Genomic DNA, 20,786 nt, shown 5'->3' with positions numbered 1-20,786 from the left:
CGGCGCGCGCCGAGGCGGCGCGCGGTCCCGACCGGTCGATGTGTGCGATGCGGCGGCCCGGGCCGCGTCCGTGCGGACGCGGCGCGCTCACGCCCGTACTCCTTCCGGCACCCGCTGCACCGTGCCGTCCTCCAGGACCACCGCCGAGTCGATGTCGGCCCCCGGCGGCACGGCGGCGCCGGGCAGGAGCACGCTGCGGCGCACGCGGGCATCCGTGCCGATCCGGGCGCCGGGGAAGAGCACGCTGTGCTCCACCAGCCCGTGGTTGACCAGATCGGCGGGGACCACCGAGTCCCGTACGCCCGGCGCGCGGGCGACCCGGCGGCGCGCCACTTCCGGCGAGATGGTCCACGGCATCCGCTCGACGGGCAGACGGGACGGACCGGGCGAATCCGGTGGGCCCGGCTCCGGGGAGGCCAGCGCGAGGTGCGCCCGGTGGTAGCGCTCGACGGTGCCGATGTCCTGCCAGTGGCCGGTGACCTCGTGGCCGCGGATGTGCTCCCCGGCCGCGAGCATGGCCAGGATCACGTCCCGGCTGATGTCGTGCTGCCAGCGCGTGCCGTCGAGCCGCTCCAGGGTGCGCCGCAGCACCCGCGCGTCGAAGACGCAGAACGCCGCGAAGACCAGGTCGCCGGTGGGGTTCTCCGGCTTCTCCACGAACGCCGTGAGATGCCCGGCCGCGTCGAACTCGACCATCCCGAACAGATGGACCCAGCGCGGCTCGATGCGCTGGTAGGCGAGGGTCAGCGCGGCCCCCGACGCCCGGTGCTCCTCGATCAGCGGCCCGTAGTCGAAGCGGTAGACGTGGTCGGCGTGGAGCACGAGCACCTGCTCGGCGCCGCCCCCGAAGACGTACGCGCTCTTGCGGATCAGCGCGTCGGCCGTCCCGCGCTCACGCGGCCAGGTCCGCTCGGGCAGCTCGCGGGGCAGGCCGCCCTCGGCCGAGCGGTAGGCGTGGTCGTACGGGCCGAAGTGCACCCGGAAATCCGCCGCCGTGTTCCACACCCGGTGCAGGTCGTCCATCAGCCGCCGCTCCTCGTACTGGGAGAGCAGCAGCACTTCGCCGAGTCCCGAGGCGCGCGCGTTGGCCAGGCTGAAGTCGATGAGCCGACAGGCCCCGCCGTAGGGCATCAGCGGCTTGAGGCGCCCGGCGCCGAGGGGGCCCATGCGTCGGCCCTCGCCGCCCGCCAGCAGCACGGCCCGGACCGCGCCCGCCTCAGCCATGCCGCACCTCGTCCCACGTCACGCGCCCGGACGACAGGGTCAGCAGCAGCCACGCGCCGGGGCGGTCCGGCGCGGGGCCCGCGAACTCACCGGGGGCGGTGCGCGTCAACGGCCGCACCTGCGGCCGTGCGCGGCCCGCCGCGTCGGAGGGCGCGGGCAGGACCAGTTCCACGCGGTCCGCGTGCGCGAACCGGTAGCCGAGCCGCCCGTCCGGCAGCAGCGCGAGGCGGGCGCGCAGCCGGGCCACGTCCTCGTCGGGCACCGCACCCGGCCGGCGCTCCAGCACCCTCTCGCAGGTGGCGAAGTCGGCGCGCCGCCACGCGGCGTCGAAGAAGAGCCACGCGGCGTCGTCGTCCAGCGGGGCCCGGCGCTCGTACGCGGCGAGGTCACCGTGTTCGACCGCCGCCCGCGCGGTGAGCAGTTCGTCGGGGAGGAGGTCCGACCAGCCGTGCCGCAGGGCCCGTTCGGCGGGAAGCCGCGCGGGCTCGCCGCGCCAGAGCCGGGTGAAGGCGGCCAGATGCAGGTCGGCGCAGTGCTCCCAGGTGAAGGCGTGTGCCACGGCGGCCGAGCGGCGGGCCAGCTCCCGGTAGCGGTCGGGGTCCTCGGCCCACAGGGTCACCGCCTCCCTGATCCGGGTGCTCAGCGCGGCGGTGAGCAGCTCGTCGTCCTCGGCGAACGAACGGTTCACCGCGAAGCCCGTCGTGGTCCGCGGCCCCTCCGCGTGCCGGAAGTGGGCCATGCCCCGCTGGTCGGTGGCGATGGGCACCGCGCCGGCCGCCATCGCCTCGCCCTGCGCGATGAGGAAGGTGTCCATCTCGAACTTGGAGGGGAAGAGGCAGAAGTCGGCGGCCGCGGCGTACTCGAAGACGCGCCGCTCGGGCACGCGCTCCCACTCCAGGTGCAGCCGCCCCGCGTGCCGCCGTGCGATCTCGTGGAAGAGGGGGTCGTCGATGCCGGCGCCGGAGATGCAGCGCACCACGAAGTTGGCGGCGAGCCCCTCGGACAGGACGCGGTCCACCGCGCGCAACAGCTCCACCTGCCCCTTGTGGTGGACGGCGTAGCGCGCGTTGTGGAAGAACGTGGGCAACGCCGGATCGAGACCGAGACCGCCGAGCACCTTGTCCCTCTGGACGGCGGCCGGGTCCCAGCCGAGCCACTCGTCGGAGATCGCGCACCCGCCCACGAACATCTTGTGCGCGTTGCGCCGCACCACGTCGGCGATCGGCAGCTGGGCGAAGAGCTGCTCGAAGGGCGTGTCCCGGAAGGACGCGTAGAAGTCGAGCTGCCCCTCGGAGAGGAAGTCGATCAGGTCGGCGTGCTCGGCGGTCAGTTCGTAGACCGCCACGTGGTCGGGCGGGTAGTCGTAGTGCAGATGGGTCAGCTGCTGGTACTGACGCGGCGCCAGGGGAAGCGCGTCGGCGGTGTCCGGGCCGGGCAGCGCCACCGCCACGCCCAGCGCGTCGAGCAGCCGCCGCACCTTGGGACCGTAGACCTTCTTGGTGATCGGCATGTTGCTCTGCACATTGCTGACGACCAGCTTGGACGGGTCGTCGCGCAGCGCGGCGGGCAGCAGGTAGTGGTAGTACGGCTCATGGGCGTGCACGAGGGCCTTCTCGTCGCCGAACCAGGTGCGCAGGAACCGCACGCTGTCCACCTGGAAGACGAGCGGCTTGAAGAACACCAGATCGTGGCCCTTGGCGGAGTACGGCGGATAGAACGTGTCCGGGAGCCGGTCCAGATAGTCGTCGGCCAGGAAGTACAGGTCGACCCCGTCGAGCCGGATGCGGTGCGCGGTGGTGCGCAGCTCCAGGCGGACCTCGGCGGGGAAGTCCCGCCACACGTCGGGGTCGAGGACGATCGGCACCGTGTGGACGTCCTCGTAGGGCAGGTCCTCGACCTCGTACCGCTCGCGGAGGTCGGCCAGCCTGCCGTGCGCCGGCGTGACGATGGAGACCCGGTGGCCACGCGCGGCGAACGCCCGGGAGAGGTTCCACAGGTACACCGAGGTGCCGCCCTGCAGAAAGGTGTGGTCGAAGCCGCAGCACTCGAAGTACGTCTCGATGATGTGCAGGCGCGGGTCGGTCGGCTCGGTCACGGTCACGTCCTCGCGGAGATCGGAGCGGAAGCGGAGGCGGGCGCGGAAGGGGGCGCGAGAGCGGGGGAGAGCGCCGGGGTGTGCGCGGCGTCGAGCGCCAGGGCATGGCGCAGGTCGATCGCCGCGTGGTAGGGGCGGGCGTGGGCGCAGTTGTAGGCCAGCTCGTGGAGCAGCCGCCGCAGATACAGCAGGCGCCGCAGCGGGCTGTCGGCGACCGGGCCGAGCAGCAGTCGCAGCACACGCCCGCGCCACAGGTCGGCCGTACGGAACACCTGGCGCAGGACGGCCCGGTCGCCGGCCGCCCAGCCGGGGGCGCCGTCGAGGGCCCCGCGCATCGTCTCCAGCGAGTCCACGCCGAGGCGCCGCGCGCTCTCGAACGCCGCCTCGTCGGCCGCGAAGTACTCAAGGGCGCGCTGTACGGCGACGAGGTCCTGGAGCGGTGACTGGGCGGCCCACCCGGGCTCGTCAGGACCCAGCGCGGGCGTGGACAGGTCGATCACGCTCATCCGCCATCCGTCGCCCACCCCGGGACCGCACAGCAGGTGCGACAGATGCAGGTCACCGTGGCAGGGCCCGGCCCCCGGCACCCCGTCCCGGCCGTCGAACTCGGCTGAAAGCGCGCCCACTTCGGACTCCAGCGCGGCGAAGGCGGCGCGCCAGGAGGCCGCGGGCAGAGACATCTCGGCACCGGCCAGCGCCGTGCGCCGCTCGGCGGCCCGCGCCAGCACCTCCCGCGCGGGATACCCCGCGGGGGCGGGGCCGCCGAGGCGGGTGGCCAGGTCGCGGTGGAAGGCACGCAAGAAGTCACCGGCCGCGCGGAGGCGGTCCTCCAGGGGCAGCAGATGAGGTCCCACCACATCGTCGGGCGACTGCCGGGTGTCGGTGAGGCGTGGCCACAGCGACCGCAGGTTCTCCCGCAGCGGCAGGTCGATGCCGTCGCCGGGAGCGTAGCGGTAGATCACACCCAGCGGGTGCCGGGCGCCCGTGGCGGGATCCGTGTACGTGTAGTCGCCGACCCAGGAGGGGGTGTGCCCGGTGCCGCTCATGCGCCGCAGCAGCTCCGGTTCGCGGACGGCCTCGTCCAGCCGGCGGTAGGTCTTGTGGATGTGCGGGACGCCCGCGATGTCCACTAGGGACAGGGCGTTGGAGGACCAGCCCTGCTCGAAGGGGAGCCGGCGCACCTGGGGCACGGGCCCGCCCGCCCCGCGGAACCGCACGGTGCCGCCGCGCGCGGTGGCCAGCTCACCGGCCGAGCAGGCGCGGGCCACCGCGGCGGCGTCGAACTCCGTACTGCCGTGCGCCTCCTCGATGCCCCGCGTGCTGCCCGGACGCACGGGGAGGAAGAACCGCTGCCCGGCCGCCGGGCCGCCGACGGCGGCGACCACCAGGAGCAGGGCGGCGGAGCCGAGCACGGCGTGATCGACGCGCTCGTACCGGTCGGCCCGGCGGCCGTCCTCGGACATCCAGGGCGCGGTGCGCAGCAGTGGTTCCAGGTCTTCGTCGCGGATCATGCGGCGTCTCAACTCCCGGTCATGTCGAATCGGTTGATGCCGCGCCGCCACAGGGCGAGGGCCGTGAGCACCGCCCCCGCCGTCACCACGGGGAGCCACATCAGCAGGCCCGTCCCACCCCGCAGGAGGTAGACGCACGGCACGTACGAGGTGAAGGCGAACGGCAGCACCCAGGTCAGCAGGGCGCGCAGCGAGGAGTGGTAGATGTCCAGGGGGTAGGCGGCGAACTCCGACACCTGCGTGGCCGCGTACATCGCGGGCAGGCTGGTCACGGTCCAGAAGGACAGTGAGGCGAAGAACAGCTTGACCGCGGTGTGGAGCAGCGCCCCGCACAGCACGAGCAGCGGCGCGAGCGCCCACTGCGCCGGGCTCGGGTCGAGGTCGAGTTCACCGCCCGCCCAGGTCACGAGCACCGCTCCCACGACCAGTTCCCCCAGGCCGTCGGGGTGGAAGAAGCGCTCGGACAGCAGGGCGAAGAGCGGGTTCACCGGCCGGATCAGATAGCGGTAGAACTCGCCGCGCTGCACCAGCTTGCGGCCCAGCTCCCACAGCTGGTCGGTGAAGAGGTGGTCGAGACCGCGCGGCAGCAGGGAGAAGCCGAGCAGGAACAGCACCTCGTGGTACGACCAGCCGCCCACCGCGGGCACCTGGCGGAACACCAGTCCCACCACGGCCGTCTGGATGCCGACCCGCACCAGGAACGCCCCGGCGCCGAGCGCGAAGTCCAGCCGGTAGGCGATGAGCCGGTGCAGGCCGACACCGCCGAGGAAGAGGGACAGGCGCAGATACCGCAGAGCCGTGCGTGTCATCCGCCGAGCACCTCCAGGCGCCCGGTCGCGGCCCGCCACAGCACCGCGGAGAGCCCGGACAGGACGATGACCCAGACCGCCTGCCGGCCCAGCACGCCCAGGGCGCCCGCTGCCCCCTCGTACCGTCCGAGGAGCAGCGTCAGCGGGCCGTCGACCATGCCCTGGAAGGGCAGCGCCATGGCGACGGCTGCCAGGGGGCCCGGCATCAGCGCGATCGGCACGAGCTGGCCCGCGAAGAAGGCGACCACGCTCTGCTTGAGCATGCGCACCCCCCAGGTGTTGGTGGTGATGAAGCCGGTCATGCCGGTCAGCAGGTTCACGCAGAAGGCGATGAGCATCGACAACAGAGTGGAGAGGGCGAACAGCGCGGCGTCGGTGGGCCGTGGCGCCGTCACCGGCACGAGCAGGGAGAACAGCAGCAGCACGGGCGCCCCGACCAGCAGCGCGTTCGCCGCCACCACCGGCACACAGGCCGCGAAGCGTACGAGCGGATAGCTGACGGGGCGCACCAGCATCACCGCCACGTCGCCCCGGTAGACCTCGGCGGCCACCTCGTCGTCGACGCGGTTGGCGTGCAGCACCTGGAGCACCTGGCCCACCAGCAAATACGTGGTGATCCCCGCTGTCGTGAACCCACCGGGCCCCGCGCCGGGCGAGCCCGCGTACACGGCCCGCCACAGGAAGACCGTCACCGCGGCGCCCGCCGCCGCGGTGACCCCCGTGACGAAGAACATCGAGCGGTACTGGAGCAGCGACTGCAGGCCGCCGGTGGCGAACGGCAGGTAGCGGCGGGCCCGTCCCGCCCAGCTCACCCGGGGCCTCGCGGTCACGGCGCTCACGCGGCACCGCTCTCGGCGCGGGCCGCCGGCCGGCCCTGCGGCGAGCCGACCGCCTTACCGGCCCCTTCGTAGACGCGCCGCAGCACGTCCTCCAGGTCGGGCTCGGGGGCGTAGCAGTCCGTCAGGTCGAAGTGCTCCAGGAGGAAGGCGAGCACCTGCCGGGAGGTGAAGAGTTCCACCGGGTAGTCCACCCGGACCCGGCCGCCCTCGTCCTCGCTCGCCCGCGCACCGGGCAGGCCCCGCTCGATCCGTTCCAGCACGGCGCGGACCGGCAGCGGGTCGCGGTGGTCGAAGGTGACACTGCGCCGGTCGGCGGTGCGCAGCAGGTCGTGGATGGTGCCCTGGTGGACGACCCGGCCGCGGTCGACGACCAGGGCGGTGTCGCAGATCGCCGCGATGTCACCGATGTCGTGGCTGGTGAGCACCACGGTGGTGCCCAGCTCCCGGTTGGCCCGGTTGACCAGGACCCGGACCGCTTCCTTGAGGACCATGTCGAGCCCGATGGTGGGCTCGTCCCAGAAGACGACGGCGGGATCGTGCAGCAGGCTCGCCGCGATCTCGGCCCGCATCCGCTGCCCGAGACTCAACTGCCTTACGGGGGTGGTGCCCAAGGCGTCGATGTCGAGCAGCTCGCGGTAGAGCGCCAGGTTGCGGCGGTAGACCGGCTCGGGAATGTCGTAGATCCTGCGCAGGATGCGGAAGGAGTCGGGCACGGACAGGTCCCACCACAGCTGGCTGCGCTGTCCGAAGACGACACCGATGGAACGGGCGTTGCGCTGCCGTTCACGGTAGGGCTCCACGCCGGCGACCAGGCAGCGCCCGGAAGTGGGCGTCATGATGCCGGTCAGCATCTTGATCGTCGTGGACTTGCCCGCTCCATTGGCCCCGATGTACGCGGTCCTGGAGCCGGCGGGGATCTGGAAGGAGACGCCGTCCACGGCGCGGACCAGCCGGTGCTCGCGGGTGAAGAGGGTGGCGAGCGAACCGAGCAGGCCGGGCCGGCGTTCGGCCACACGGAACTCCTTGGTGAGATCCTCCGCGATGATCACGGGGTCCGGACCGCTCACGAGGACACCCGTCCGATGGCCTCGGCCATGATGTCGACGCCGTGGCCGAGCTGCTCGTCGTCCAGGGTGAAGGGCGGCGCCAGCCGGATGATGTGCCCGCCGACCGCGGTCCGCAGGCCGAGGTCGAGTGCGGTGGTGTGGACGGCGCGGGCGAACTCCGGTGCCGGACGACGGCTCTGGCGGTCCGTCACGAATTCCAGCCCGAACAGCAGCCCCGCCCCGCGCACGTCCCCGAGCTGCTCGCACCCCGCCCGCAAGGCGTTGAGCCGCTCACCGAGCAGCGCGCCCAGCTCCCGCACCCGCGCGGTGAGCCGGTCGCGCTCGATGACGCCGAGGGTGGCGCGCGCGGCGGCGATGCCGAGGGGGTTGCTCGCGTAGGTGGAGGCGTACGACCCGGCCGCCGCGGCGGCGGGGGAGCGCAGCAGCTCGCCGCGTCCGGCGAGCACCGCGAACGGGAAGCCGTTCGCCATGCCCTTGGACAGGACCACCAGGTCCGGCTCGATGCCGAGGGCCTCGCTCGCCAGGAAGGAACCTGTGCGGCCACCGCCGGTCAGCACCTCGTCGGCGACGAGCAGCACACCGTTCTCCCGGCAGGCCTGCGCGATCTGTTCCCAGTAACCCGGTGGTGGGGTGATCACGCCGGCCGCGCCGAGTACCGGTTCGAAGACGAGCGCGGAGACATTGGGCTTCTCGGCGATGTGTTTGCGCACGAGCGAGGCGCAGCGCACCCCGCACGAGGGGTACTCCAGTTCGAGTGGACACCGGTAGCAGTAGGGCGCGTAGCCGAGGACGCTGTTCCCGGCGAACGCCTGGTTGCCGATGTCCCAGTGCACCAGCATCCGCGCGCCCATCGTCTTGCCGTGGAAGCCGTGGCGGAGCGCGCCGAGGCGGTTGCGGCCCGGGGGAGCGGTCGCCTGCACCACGCGCAGGGCCGCCTCGACGGCCTCGGCGCCGGTGGAGAAGAACGCGTACGTGTCGAGGTGGTCGGGCAGCAACCGGGCGAGCAGGTCGAGGAGTTCGTCGCGGCCCTCGGTCGCCGCGTCGTGCACGTTCCACAGTCGGGCGGCCTGCGCGGTGAGCGCGTCGACGACCTCGGGGTGGCAGTGGCCGAGCGACTGCGTCAGGGTGCCCGCGGCGAAGTCGAGATAGTCGTTGCCGTCCAGATCCGTCAGGACGACACCCCGCCCCTGGGTGAAGACGCGCTGTCCGAGGGCGGTCTCCTCCGAAGCGCCGGGCGCCAGATGGAAGGCCTCCCTGGCCAGCTGTGCGCGCTGGCGATGACCTGTCACCGCTGCCCCCAGTCATAGTCCGGATCGCCTGCCAAGTACGCGGCACGGAACCGAAGTTGGGCGGGGGTTCCGGCGGCGCGGCACCGAGTCAAACAAGCCGCCGCCCCGTTGGCAAGAGCTTTCAGAAAGTTTCAGACAGAGCTTGCGGCCGTTGGGTCGACTCTGCTTGAGTCGTGGAGCCGCTTCGAGTGCATGGAGCCGCTTCGAGTACGAGGAGGGAACCGTGGAAACGCACCCCCTTGCCGTCCCGCCCAGCGGACGGCTCTCTTGAAAGCTCTGGTCCTGGCGGGCGGAACGGGCAGCCGACTCCGGCCGTTCACCTTCACCAGCGCCAAACAACTGCTGCCCATCGCCAACAAACCCGTCCTCTTCTACGGCCTGGAGGCCATCGCCGCGGCCGGCGTGGAGGAGATCGCCGTCGTGGTCGGCCGCCACGGCGCAGAAGTCCGTGAAGCCGTCGCCGACGGCGCCCGGTTCGGTCTGCGGGTCACCTATCTGCACCAGGACGAACCACTGGGGCTCGCCCACGCCGTGCTGCTCGCCCGGGAGTTCCTCGGCGACGAGGACTTCCTGCTCTACCTCGGCGACAACTACCTCCAGGAAGGGCTGACCGGCTTCGTCCGGCGGGCCGAGGCGGATCCGAGCGCCGCCCGGCTGCTGCTCACCCCGGTCGCCGATCCCACCGCGTTCGGCGTGGCGGAACTCGACGCGCGCGGCGACGTGCTGCGCCTGGAGGAGAAACCGGACCGGCCGCGCAGCGACCTCGCCCTCATCGGCGTCTACGCCTTCGGGCCGCAGATCCACGCGGCGGTCCGGGCGATCAGCCCCTCCGGCCGCGGCGAGCTGGAGATCACCGACGCCGTGCAGTGGATGATCGAACAGGGCCTGCGGGTGTCCGCCGAGACCACCGAGCGGCCCTGGCGCGACACGGGAAGCGTCGAGGACCTCCTGGAGGTCAACCGCCAAGTGCTCGACGGCATGACGGGCCGCGTCGAAGGCAAGGTCGACCCGGACAGCACCCTCGTCGGACGGGTGCGGGTGGCCGAGGGCGCCGTCGTGCGCGGCTCGCGCGTGGTGGGCCCGGTGGTGATCGGCGCGGGCACCGTCGTCAGCGACTCCAGCATCGGCCCCTACACTTCCATCGCCGAGGACTGCCGGATCCAGGACAGCGCCATCGCCCACTCCGTGCTGCTGCGCGGAGCGCACGTCGAGGGCGCCTCCCGCATCGAGTGCTCGCTGATCGGGCGCGGCGCCGCCGTGTCCCCGGCGCCTCGGCTGCCCGGCGCCCATCGGCTCGTCATCGGAGACCACAGCAGAGTGCAACTGACCTCATGACCCCGACCCGCTTGGCGGCCACCCCCGCCTCCCTGCCCGCCGACTCCGCTTCCCCGGCCATCGGCTCCCGCCACGGCTCCCCGACTGCCGGCGCTGATGCCGACTCCTCACCCGCCGGCCCCGACCACGGCTGTGCCACCATCACCGCCGGCCACGGCACCCCGGCCAACGGCACCGGCTCCCGGTTCGCCGTCACCGGTCGCGGCTCGGCAACCGACAGCACCGGTCAGGGATCCCCGCCCGCCAACTCCGGCCATGGCGCCCCGACCCCCGGTCCCGGCACCCCGGCCCCCAACACCGCCCCCACCGCCGGCCCCCGCCGAGGCCCCCGCATTCTCGTCACGGGCGGCGCCGGCTTCATCGGCTCCGCCTATGTCCGGGCGCTGCTCGGGCCGGCGGGCCAGGCCGCGGCCGTGACCGTCCTGGACAGTCTCACCTACGCCGGCAGCCTCGCCCGGCTCGACGCGGTGCGGGACGACCCCCGCCTGACCTTCGTGCGCGGCAGCGTCTGCGACGCGGAGTTGGTCGACGCGCTCGTCGCCGACCACGGGCAGATCGTGCACTTCGCCGCCGAGTCCCACGTGGACCGCTCCATCGCGGACGGCACCGATTTCATCCGGACCAACGTGCTCGGCACCCAGACCCTGCTCGACGCCGCGCTCCGGCACGGCGCGGGCCCCTTCCTCCACGTCTCCACCGACGAGGTCTACGGCTCGCTCCCGCACGGCGCCGCCACCGAGGAGTCCCCGCTCGCGCCCAACTCGCCCTACGCGGCGTCGAAAGCGGCCGCCGATCTCGTCGCCCTCGCCCACCACCGCACCCACGGCCTGGACGTCCGGATCACCCGCTGCTCCAACAACTTCGGACCCCACCAGCACCCCGAGAAGCTCATTCCCCGCTTCCTCGCCGCCCTGCTGGAGGGGGAGAACGTGCCGCTCTACGGCGACGGACTCCAAATACGGGACTGGCTGCACACCGAGGACCACGTACGCGCACTGGAGCTGGTGCGCGCCGCGGGCCGGCCCGGCGAGATCTACAACATCGGCGGCGGCACCTCCCTGACCAACCTGGAGCTGACCCACCGGCTGCTCGCCCTGTGCGGGGCCGGGGCCGACCGCCTCACCCACGTCACCGACCGCAAGGGCCATGACCGCCGCTACGCCGTGGACCACACCAAGATCAGCACGGAACTCGGCTACCGCCCCCGCGTCGACTTCCACGAGGCCCTGGCCCGAACCGTCGGCTGGTACCGCGAGAACCGCGCCTGGTGGCAGCCGCTGCTGATCCGCCCCCGCTAGTCAGCGCCCGTCAGGCGGAGCGGCGGTCTTCCTGCCGCCCCGAGGCGGTCGACTCGCGTACGACCAGCTCGGGCAGGAACACGAACTCGTTGTGCGGGGCGGGCGTGCCGCCGATCTCCTCCAGGAGCGTGCGGACCGCGGCCTGGCCCATGGCCTGGACGGGCTGGCGGACGGTGGTCAGCGGCGGATCGGTGAACGCGATGAGCGGGGAGTCGTCGAAGCCGACCACCGAGATGTCCCGGGGCACCTCGAGACCTCGCTCGCGGGCGGCCCGCACGGCGCCGAGCGCCATCATGTCGCTGGCGCACACGATCGCGGTGCAGCCCCTGCCGATCAGGGTGCCCGCGGCGGCCTGACCGCCTTCCAGGGAGTACAGGGAGTGCTCGACCAGCTTGTCGGAGTCCTCGGCCTGCATCCCGAGACGCTCGCGCATGCCGAGCTGGAAGCCCTCGATCTTGCGCAGCACCGGCACGAACCGCCGGGGGCCCACCGCGAGGCCGATGCGGGTGTGGCCGAGTGAGGCGAGGTGGGTGACGGCCAACCGCGCCGCGGCCCGGTCGTCGGTGGAGACGAAGGGCGCCCGCACCTTGGGGGAGAAGCCGTTGACCAGGACGAACGGCACGCCCTTGCCGCGCAGTACCTCGTAGCGCTCCATGTCGGCGGTGGTGTCGGCGTGCAGCCCGGAGACGAAGATGATGCCGGAGACGCCCCGGTCCACCAGCATCTCGGTCAGCTCGTCCTCGGTGGAGCCGCCGGGCGTCTGGGTGGCGAGCACGGGTGTGTATCCCTGACGGGTCAGGCTCTGTGCGATGACCTGGGCCAGGGCCGGGAAGATCGGGTTGTCCAGCTCGGGAGTGATCAGACCGATCAGGCCGGCGCTGCTGCGCTGCCGCAGCCGCGAGGGACGCTCGAAACCGAGCACGTCGATCGCCGCGAGGACGGATTCCCGGGTGGCCGCTGCGACACCGGGCTTGCCGTTCAACACCCGGCTCACGGTGGCTTCGCTGACCCCTGCCTGCGCTGCGATGTCGACGAGCCGTGCGGTCATGGGGGGACTGTACCTGTCATCCGCGTGATTGCACACCAGCGGTGCAAGCTTGCGGAAGGCAGCCGTTCCTGCAAGGAACTTGCAGAGTTCACGGAGTGACCGACAGGGGATGAAGCCTCCTCACAGCGGTGTCAAGCATCCTGACGGCAACCGTAAGGACACACGGCAGTAACGATCAGCAGGTCTTGCAGAAATCTTCCGCAAGCTCTTTCGGTCGCTTTTCAATCCTGTTACGTTCCCTGGCAACCCGGCGCCGCGTCCAGTGCGGCTCACCGGAGGCGCACCCCGAGCGAGGGGCTCCGCCTCCCCTTTTCCGGGATCAGTCGAAGGAGTTCACATGCGGCGTGGCATAGCAGCCACCGCGCTGGTCGCGGCCCTGACCATGACGGCGGCGGCGTGCGGTGGAGACGACGGTGACAGCGGCAGCAAGGGTTCCGGCAAGCTCTCCGGGACCGTCACCTTCTGGGACACCTCGAACGACGCGGAGAAGGGGACCTACCAGAAGCTCGCCAAGGGCTTCGAGAAGCTCCACCCCGACGTCAAGGTGAACTACGTGAGCGTCGCGTTCGGCGAGGCCAACGCCAAGTTCAAGAACGCCGCGGGCGGCAACTCCGGTGCCCCCGACGTGATGCGCACCGAGGTCGCCTGGGTCGCCGACTTCGCGAACCTCGGCTACCTCGCCCCGCTGGAGGGCACCGCCGCCCTCGACAAGCCGGACGACTACCTCCCGCAGGCCGCTGCGAGCACCAAGTTCAAGGGCAAGACGTACGCCGTCCCGCAGACCATCGACAGCCTCGCCCTCTTCTACAACAAGAAGATGCTCAAGGACGCCGGCGTCAAGGTGCCCACCACTTTCGACGAGGTCAAGACCGCGGCGAAGAAGATCAGGGACAAGTCCGGCAAGACGGGGTTCTACCTGCGCGGCGACGACCCGTACTACTACCTCCCGTACCTGTACGGAGAGGGCGGCGACCTGCTCGACACCAAGAACAAGAAGATCACCGCCGACGACCCCGAGGGCGCCGCCGCGTTCAAGGTGATGAAGGACCTGGTCGACTCCAAGGCCGCCACCACCGACGCGAGCGACGGCTACAACAACCAGCTGAACGCCTTCAAGGACGGCGAGGTCGCCATGGCGATCGACGGCCCGTGGTCCATCGAGGGCGCCCTGCAGGGCAAGCAGTTCAAGGCGGACAAGGACAACCTCGGCGTCGCCCCGGTCCCCGGCGGCAGCGACCGGCAGGCCTCCCCGCAGGGCGGCTGGAACCTCGCCGCCTACGCCGGTTCCAAGAACCTCGACGCGAGCTATGAGTTCATCAAGTACATGAGCTCGGCCAAGGTGCAGCAGCAGACCACCGAGCAGTTGAGCCTGCTGCCCACCCGCAAGTCGGTCTACGACGTGAAGTCCGTCAAGGACAACCAGATGGTGCAGTTCTTCAAGCCGGCCGTGGACAAGTCCGTGGAGCGGCCCTGGATCCCCGAGGCCAACTCCCTCTTCGAGCCGATCCGCCTGCAGATGGGCAAGGTGCTCAGCGGCAAGGCATCGCCGCAGGACGCTGCGGACGGTGTCGGCGACGCCTACGGCAAGCTCCTCAAGGACTACAAGTAAGCAGCGGGAACGGGAAGAAGAGGAGGGCCGAGCGCCCCATGGCTGTCGAGAGCGGCCAGTCGGTGGTGAAGGCCGCGGGTGCCACGAGCATCCGCGGCCGCGGCCACCGCACCGGCAAGAACCACCGGACCGGCAAGACCCCGGGCCGCCTGCGCAGGGCCCTGTCCACCCACTGGTACGCCTGGAGCATGGTCGCTCCCGTGGTGATCGTGATCGGCGTGATCGTCGGTTATCCGATGGTGCGCGGCCTCTACCTGTCGACGACCGACGCCAACGAGGCGAACGTCGAGCGCACCATCGGCGTCAACCACATCCCCGCGACCTACGAGTCCGTGGGTCTCGACAACTACACCGCGATCCTCTCCGACGGGGTCTTCTGGGACCGGCTCACCTGGACCGTCATCTGGACCGTGTCCTGCGTCGCGCTCTCCTTCGGGCTCGGCCTGGTCCTCGCCAACATGCTCAACCGCAAGCTGGCCGGTCGCTCCTTCTACCGCATGGCGCTCATCCTGCCGTGGGCGGTGCCCGCCTTCGTCTCCGTGTTCACCTGGCGGCTGATCTTCAACGAGAAGAACGGCATCCTCAACAAGCTCCTCGCCGGCGGCGGCATCGACGCCATCCCGTGGTTGAACGACCCCACCTGGGCCAAGCTCTCGGTGATCACCGTCAACGTCTGGCTCGGCGTGCCGTTCATGCTGGTCGCCATGCTCGGCGGACTCCAGTCCATCCCGGGGGAGTTGTACGAGGCCGCCGAGATGGACGGCGCGAGCCCCTGGCAGCGCTTCCGGCACATCACCCTGCCCGGCCTGCGGTCCGTCAGCAGCACGGTGATCCTGATCAGCAGCATCTGGACGTTCAACATGTTCCCGGTGATCTTCCTGCTCACGCGGGGCGGCCCGGGAGACGCCACCGAGATCCTGGTGACGTACGCCTACCGGCTCTCGTTCGTCGTGAGCCCCCGCGACTTCGCGGGATCCGCGGCCTGGGGCGTGATCATTCTGTTGCTCCTTTCGCTCTTCGCGGTGGTCTACCGCCGCGCGCTCCGCAAGCAGGGAGAAGTCTGGTGACGACCGTGACGAACCGACCGACCAAGCCGGGCGCGGCGCCGAAGGCGAAGGTCAGGCCGCGCGGCGAGCGCGGGCGACTGGCCTCGGTGGGGCTGCACGCGACCCTGCTCATCGCCTCGGCCATCGCGGTCCTGCCGCCGCTGTGGCTGCTGGTCACCTCGTTCAAGCCGCAGAGCGAGGCGTTCTCCACCGCCCTGGTGAAGGACTTCACCTTCGGCAACTACGACCACGTCCTCAACGACACCGAGTTCCCGAGCTGGGTCGCCAACTCCCTGCTCGTCGTCGGTGTGACCACCGTGATCGGCGTCCTCATCTCCGCGACCACCGGCTACGCGGTCAGCCGTTTCCGCTTCCCCGGCATGCGGCCGCTGATGTGGCTCCTGCTGATCACGCAGATGTTCCCCGTCGCGGTGCTCATCGTGCCGCTGTACAACCTGCTCGCGAACCTCGGCCTGCTCAACCAGCCCATCGGTCTCGTCGTCACCTACCTGACGATCGCGGTGCCGTTCTGCGCCTGGATGATGAAGGGGTACTTCGACACCATCCCGGTGGAGATCGACGAGGCCGGCCGGGTCGACGGGCTCAATCCGTTCGGCACGTTCTGGCGGCTCATCGTGCCGCTGGCCAAGCCGGGACTGGCCGTCACCGGCTTCTACACCTTCATCACCGGCTGGGCCGAGGTGGCCTACGCCTCGGCCTTCATGACCGGCGAGGAGAACCTCACCCTCGCCGGCGGCCTGCAGACCTTCGTCAACCAGTACACCAGCGACTGGGGTTCGCTGACGGCCGCCGCGGTGATCGTCGCGGCTCCCGCCGCGGTGATCTTCGGCTTCGTCCAGCGTCACCTCGTCGCCGGACTGACGGCCGGCGCCACGAAGTCCTGACCGCCCGGCGCACGGCCCACCGCCCTGCGCCCCCTCCCGCCCCACGCAATCTCCCGGCCCATCGATCTCTCGATCTCTCGATCCCAGGGAAGACATGACCCAGCATCTCGCTGCCCCTGCCGCCCCCGCCGCCGGCACCCACACGGACTGGTGGCGCGGCGCGGTGATCTACCAGGTCTACCCGCGCAGCTTCGCCGACGGCAACGGCGACGGCATGGGCGACCTGGCAGGCATCCGTGCCCGGCTGCCCTACCTCAGGGACCTCGGCGTCGACGCCGTCTGGCTCAGCCCGTTCTACTCGTCCCCCCAGGCCGACGCCGGATACGACGTCGCCGACTACCGCGCGATCGACCCGATGTTCGGCACCCTGCACGACGCCGACGCCCTGCTGCGCGACGCCCACGAGCTGGGCCTGCGCGTCATCGTGGACCTGGTGCCCAACCACTCCTCCGACCAGCACGAGTGGTTCCAGCGCGCCCTGCGCGAAGGCCCCGGATCACCGCTGCGCGAGCGCTATCACTTCCGCCCCGGCAAGGGCACCGACGGCGAACTCCCGCCCAATGACTGGGAGTCCATCTTCGGCGGTCCCGCCTGGACCCGCACCCCGGACGGCGAGTGGTATCTCCACCTCTTCGCCCCCGAGCAGCCCGACTTCAACTGGGAGCACCCGGCCGTACGCGACGAGTTCCGCTCCATCCTGCGGTTCTGGCTCGACATGGGAGTGGACGGCTTCCGCGTCGACGTCGCCCACGGCCTGGTCAAGGCCGCGGGCCTGCCCGACATCGGCCGCCGCGACCAGCTCAGGCTCCTCGGCAACGACACCATGCCGTTCTTCGACCAGGACGGCGTGCACGAGATCTACCGGAGCTGGCGCGACGTCCTCGCGGAGTACGCGGGCAACGCCCTCGGGCCCGCCGGCGCGGCCGCGCGGGAGACGGGCGGACGCATCCTCGTCGCCGAGGCGTGGACGCCCACCATCGAACGCGCCGCCGCCTACGTGCGCCCCGACGAGATGCACCAGGCCTTCAACTTCCAGTACCTCGGCACCTATTGGGACGCCGCGGAGCTGCGCGAGGTCATCGACTCCTCCCTGGCCGCGATGCGCCCCGTCGGCGCCCCCGCGACCTGGGTCCTGTCCAACCACGACGTCACCCGCCACACGACGCGGTTCGCCAACCCGCCGGGACTCGGCACCCAGCTGCGCACCGCCGGCGACCGCGAACTCGGCCTGCGGCGCGCCCGCGCCGCGACGCTGTTGATGCTCGCGCTGCCCGGGTCGGCCTACGTCTACCAGGGCGAGGAGCTCGGCCTGCCCGACGTCACCGACCTGCCCGACGAGGTGCGCCAGGACCCCTCGTTCCTCCGCGCCAGCGGGCAGGACGGGTTCCGCGACGGCTGCCGGGTGCCCATCCCGTGGACCATCGAGGGACCGAGCCACGGTTTCGGCGCGGGCGGCAGCTGGCTGCCGCAGCCCGCCGGTTGGGGCGAGCTGAGCGTGCAGGCGCAGAGCGGCGACCCCGACTCGACCCTGGAGCTGTACCGGCGGGCGCTGGACATCCGCCGCACACAGCCGGGCCTCGGCGCGGGTGACTCGCTGGAGTGGCTCGACGCCCCCGAGGGTGTCCTCGCCTTCCGCCGTGAGTCCTTCGTGTGCACCGCGAACACGACCGGCGCGACGGTGCGGATACCGGCTCCCGGCCGGGTCCTGCTCGCCAACACCCCTGTGGAGGTGGTGGACGGCAAGGCCGAACTGTCCGCCGACACCACCGTCTGGTGGGCGGTGTGACCCTCTCCCCGTCGCAAGCCTCCGACTGGGCGGCCCGCGGTGCTCCGCGCCTCGCGGACATCGCGGTCCAGGCCGGGGTGAGCGAAGCCACCGCCAGCCGGGTGCTCAACGGCAAACCGGGGGTGGCGACGGGCACGCGGCAACGGGTGCTCGCGGCCCTGGACATCCTGGGCTACGAGCGCCCGCTGCGCCTGAAGCGGCACAGCGCCGGCCTCATAGGGCTCATCGTCCCCGAGCTGAGCAACCCCATCTTCCCCGCGTTCGCCCAGGTCATCGAGCAGGTGCTCGCCGGGCACGGCTACACCCCGATGCTCTGCACCCAGATGCCGGGCGGCGCGACGGAGGACGAGCTGGTCGAGCAGTTGGAGGAACGCCGCGTCAGCGGCATCGTGTTCCTCTCCGGGCTGCACGCCGACGCCACCGCAGACCCCGCGCGCTACCTGGAACTGGCGGGCCGCGGGGTGCCGTTCGTACTGATCAACGGCTACAACGAGCACATCCCGGTGTCGTTCGTCTCGCCCGACGACCGGGCGGCGGCCCGGATGGCGGTGCGCCACCTGGTCGACCTCGGTCACGAGCGCATCGGCCTGGCCATCGGCCCCACCCGGTACGTCCCCTCACGCCGCAAGGCGGAGGGGTTCACCGGGGCACTGCACAGCCTGCTCGGCCTGTCACAGGGGGAGGCCGAGCAGCTCGTGCAGCGCACTCTGTTCACGGTCGAGGGGGGTTACGCGGCCGCCGGCGCGCTCCTGGACCAGGGGTGCACGGCGATGGTCTGCGGCAGCGACATGATGGCGCTCGGCGCGGTCCGGGCGGCGCGCCGGCGGGGGCTCTCGGTGCCGGGGGACGTCTCCGTCGTCGGATTCGACGACTCGCCCCTGATCGCGTTCACCGACCCGCCGCTGACCACGGTGCGCCAGCCGGTGCAGGCGATGGCGACCGCCGCGGTGGGCGCCCTCCTGGAGGAGATCCAGGGAAACCCCGTACAGCACACGGAGTTCCTCTTCCAGCCGGAGCTGGTCGTGCGGGGTTCCACGGCGCAGTCGCCGCGCTGAGACAGGCTCTGGAGGGAGAGCCCCGGCGCCGGCCCGGTCGGGGCAGCGGGGAAACGATGTGGCCCCGGGGCCCCCGTTCCAGAGACCCGGCCCGAACGGCCGGGCGCGTGGGGCCCGTTGCTCAAGGCCCCCGGCTGCTCGGACCGGAGTCGTGGTTGAACGTAACACCGTCGCAATGTCTTGCGAAAGGTCTTGCGGCGAATGAAGTCCCGGGAACCGCAGCGTGACACCCGGTTGTGCCGGAAGGGTTGACCATGGTTCCGCGGGACCGTACGGTCCTGACCGAAATCGGCGTTGAAATGTTGCTGCAACATCCTTCAACGGCCTTACGGGCACGGCGCGTTGCCGGACAAGGCCATCCCTCACTGACGCAGGAGGCCGCCATGGCTGCCCGGAAGACCACAGTCCGCAGATCGCTCGCCGCCGCCCTCGCCCTCACCGCCGGAGCCGCCGGCAGCCTCGTCGCGGGAGCCCCGCAGGCGCAGGCCGCCCCGCCCGGCGGCAAGGACGTCACCGCCGTCCTCTTCGAGTGGAAGTTCGAGTCGGTGGCCAGGGCGTGCACGGACCAGCTCGGCCCGGACGGATTCGGCGCCGTCCAGGTCTCGCCACCCCAGGAGCGCCTCCAGGGTGAGGCCTGGTGGGCGGCGTACCAACCCGTCAGCTACCGGATCGGCACCCGGCTCGGCGACCGCGCCGCGTTCCGGGACATGGTCCGAACCTGCCACTCCGCGGGCGTCAAGGTCATCGCCGACGCGGTGATCAACCACATGACGAACGCCTCCGGCACCGGCTCCGCGGGCTCCCGCTTCACCAAGTACGACTACCCGGGCACGTACTCGGCCGCCGACATGAACGACTGCCAGGCGTCCATCAGCAACTACCAGGACCGTTGGAACATCCAGAGCTGCGAGCTGGGCGGCCTGGCGGACCTCGACACCGGCGAGGAGTACGTCCGCGGCAGGATCGCGACCTACCTCAACGACCTGCTCTCCCTCGGTGTCGACGGCATCCGGATCGACGCGGCCAAGCACATCCCCGTGGGCGACCTCAAGAACATCAGGTCGCGGCTGACCAAGCCGGACGTCTACTGGAAGCAGGAGACGCTGTACGGTGCGAACGAGGGGGTCTCCCCGAGCGAGTACACCGAGACCGGTGACGCGCAGGAGTTCCGCTACGCCTGGGACCTCAAGCGCGTCTTCAACGACGAGAAGCTCGCCTACCTGAAGAACTACGGCGAAGGCTGGGGCTACCTGCCCGGCTCCAAGGCGTCCGTCTTCGTCACCAACCACGACACCGAACGCCACGGCCAGACCCTCAGCTACAAGGACGGCGCGAAGTACACCCTCGCCCACGTCTTCATGCTGGCCTGGCCCTACGGCTCCCCGGACGTGCACTCGGGCTACGAGTTCAGCAACCCGGACGCGGGCTCGCCCGACGGCGGCCACGTGAAGGCCTGCTACAGCGACGGCTGGAAGTGCCAGCACGCCTGGCCCGAGATCCGGAGCATGGTCAAGTTCCGCAACGCCGCGCGCGGCACGGGCGTCACCAACTGGTGGGACAACGGCGACGACGCCATCGCGTTCGGCCGCGGGAGCAAGGCGTACGTGGTCATCAACCACGAGGGTGCCACCGTCGACCGGACCTTCCAGACCTCCCTCGCCCCGGGCAACTACTGCGACGTCCAGAGCGGCAGGAACGTCGTGGTGGACGGCTCGGGCCGGTTCCGGGCCGCCGTCGCGCCGGACACCGCGCTGGCCCTGCACGCCGAGGCCAGGAAGTGCTGACCACCACAGCCCCCGGTACGGCACCGCCGGCCGCCCTTCGGCACCGCTGACCGCCGCCCGGCGCCGCTGATCCACGCCCGATCCCT

At 71.4% G+C, this 20,786-nt stretch carries 15 protein-coding genes and 1 pseudogene; 8 read left to right on the top strand and 8 right to left on the bottom strand.

The features are described from left to right. Positions 1-87 precede the first annotated feature (87 nt). The 7 genes from ACZ5GP_RS09635 to ACZ5GP_RS09605 are packed head-to-tail and all read right to left on the bottom strand — an operon-like array spanning position 88 to position 8,834. Complete coding sequence (locus ACZ5GP_RS09635) at positions 88-1,224, bottom strand: sugar phosphate nucleotidyltransferase (RefSeq protein ID WP_468750299.1); 1,137 nt, start codon at positions 1,222-1,224, stop codon at positions 88-90. Continuing rightward, positions 1,217-3,319, bottom strand: a complete 2,103-nt coding sequence (locus ACZ5GP_RS09630) for a glycosyltransferase (protein ID WP_468750298.1) — start codon at positions 3,317-3,319, stop codon at positions 1,217-1,219. Before ACZ5GP_RS09630 ends, ACZ5GP_RS09635 begins: the two co-directional genes overlap by 8 nt. 2 nt (positions 3,320-3,321) lie before the next feature. Beyond that, positions 3,322-4,830, bottom strand: coding sequence for a hypothetical protein (locus tag ACZ5GP_RS09625; RefSeq protein WP_468750297.1), 1,509 nt, complete (start codon positions 4,828-4,830; stop codon positions 3,322-3,324). An 8-nt stretch (positions 4,831-4,838) separates the two neighbouring features. Further along, positions 4,839-5,639: an ABC transporter permease gene (locus tag ACZ5GP_RS09620; protein WP_468750296.1), complete on the bottom strand. Its 801-nt coding sequence runs from the start codon at positions 5,637-5,639 to the stop codon at positions 4,839-4,841. After that, positions 5,636-6,478, bottom strand: a complete 843-nt coding sequence (locus ACZ5GP_RS09615) for an ABC transporter permease (RefSeq protein ID WP_468750295.1) — start codon at positions 6,476-6,478, stop codon at positions 5,636-5,638. Before ACZ5GP_RS09615 ends, ACZ5GP_RS09620 begins: the two co-directional genes overlap by 4 nt. Next, positions 6,475-7,545 (bottom strand): ABC transporter ATP-binding protein, encoded by a 1,071-nt coding sequence (locus ACZ5GP_RS09610; RefSeq protein WP_468750294.1) that lies wholly within the window; start codon positions 7,543-7,545, stop codon positions 6,475-6,477. Before ACZ5GP_RS09610 ends, ACZ5GP_RS09615 begins: the two co-directional genes overlap by 4 nt. After that, entirely contained in the window at positions 7,542-8,834 is a 1,293-nt protein-coding gene (locus ACZ5GP_RS09605) for an aspartate aminotransferase family protein (protein WP_468750293.1), read from the bottom strand. The genes ACZ5GP_RS09610 and ACZ5GP_RS09605 overlap by 4 nt, the downstream gene beginning before the upstream one ends. 267 nt (positions 8,835-9,101) lie before the next feature. Between ACZ5GP_RS09605 and ACZ5GP_RS09600 the strand changes: the two genes are divergently transcribed. Next, a complete protein-coding gene (locus ACZ5GP_RS09600) occupies positions 9,102-10,169 on the top strand; it encodes a glucose-1-phosphate thymidylyltransferase (RefSeq protein ID WP_468750292.1) in 1,068 nt (355 codons plus the stop codon). A gap of 332 nt (positions 10,170-10,501) precedes the next feature. Beyond that, on the top strand, positions 10,502-11,467 hold the full coding sequence (rfbB, locus tag ACZ5GP_RS09595; RefSeq protein ID WP_468750717.1) for a dTDP-glucose 4,6-dehydratase: 966 nt from the start codon (positions 10,502-10,504) through the stop codon (positions 11,465-11,467). Positions 11,468-11,477: 10 nt separating this feature from the next. Here rfbB and ACZ5GP_RS09590 read toward each other — a convergent pair whose 3' ends face one another. Next, the gene (locus ACZ5GP_RS09590; RefSeq protein ID WP_468750291.1) at positions 11,478-12,515 is read right to left on the bottom strand and encodes a LacI family DNA-binding transcriptional regulator; all 1,038 of its coding nucleotides are present in this window, start codon (positions 12,513-12,515) and stop codon (positions 11,478-11,480) included. Positions 12,516-12,852: 337 nt separating this feature from the next. Between ACZ5GP_RS09590 and ACZ5GP_RS09585 the strand changes: the two genes are divergently transcribed. From ACZ5GP_RS09585 to ACZ5GP_RS09560, 6 genes and pseudogenes are all read left to right on the top strand, one after another. Continuing rightward, positions 12,853-14,124 (top strand): extracellular solute-binding protein, encoded by a 1,272-nt coding sequence (locus ACZ5GP_RS09585; RefSeq protein WP_468750290.1) that lies wholly within the window; start codon positions 12,853-12,855, stop codon positions 14,122-14,124. A gap of 38 nt (positions 14,125-14,162) precedes the next feature. Next, on the top strand, positions 14,163-15,191 hold the full coding sequence (locus ACZ5GP_RS09580; RefSeq protein ID WP_468750289.1) for a carbohydrate ABC transporter permease: 1,029 nt from the start codon (positions 14,163-14,165) through the stop codon (positions 15,189-15,191). Then, positions 15,185-16,075, top strand: coding sequence for a sugar ABC transporter permease (locus tag ACZ5GP_RS09575; protein WP_468750716.1), 891 nt, complete (start codon positions 15,185-15,187; stop codon positions 16,073-16,075). Before ACZ5GP_RS09580 ends, ACZ5GP_RS09575 begins: the two co-directional genes overlap by 7 nt. Positions 16,076-16,169: 94 nt before the next feature. After that, positions 16,170-17,861, top strand: a complete 1,692-nt coding sequence (locus ACZ5GP_RS09570; protein ID WP_468750288.1) for a glycoside hydrolase family 13 protein — start codon at positions 16,170-16,172, stop codon at positions 17,859-17,861. Next, the gene (locus ACZ5GP_RS09565) at positions 17,849-18,916 is read left to right on the top strand and encodes a LacI family DNA-binding transcriptional regulator (protein WP_468750287.1); all 1,068 of its coding nucleotides are present in this window, start codon (positions 17,849-17,851) and stop codon (positions 18,914-18,916) included. Before ACZ5GP_RS09570 ends, ACZ5GP_RS09565 begins: the two co-directional genes overlap by 13 nt. 383 nt (positions 18,917-19,299) lie before the next feature. Beyond that, positions 19,300-20,697, top strand: a pseudogene (locus tag ACZ5GP_RS09560) (alpha-amylase); the annotation flags it as partial. Between the last annotated feature and the right edge of the window lie 89 nt (positions 20,698-20,786).

The organism is Streptomyces sp. NPDC031466, assembly GCF_055581265.1.
The sequence above is the reverse complement of the archived record's forward strand: the minus strand, read 5'-3'. Positions and strand labels throughout refer to the sequence as shown.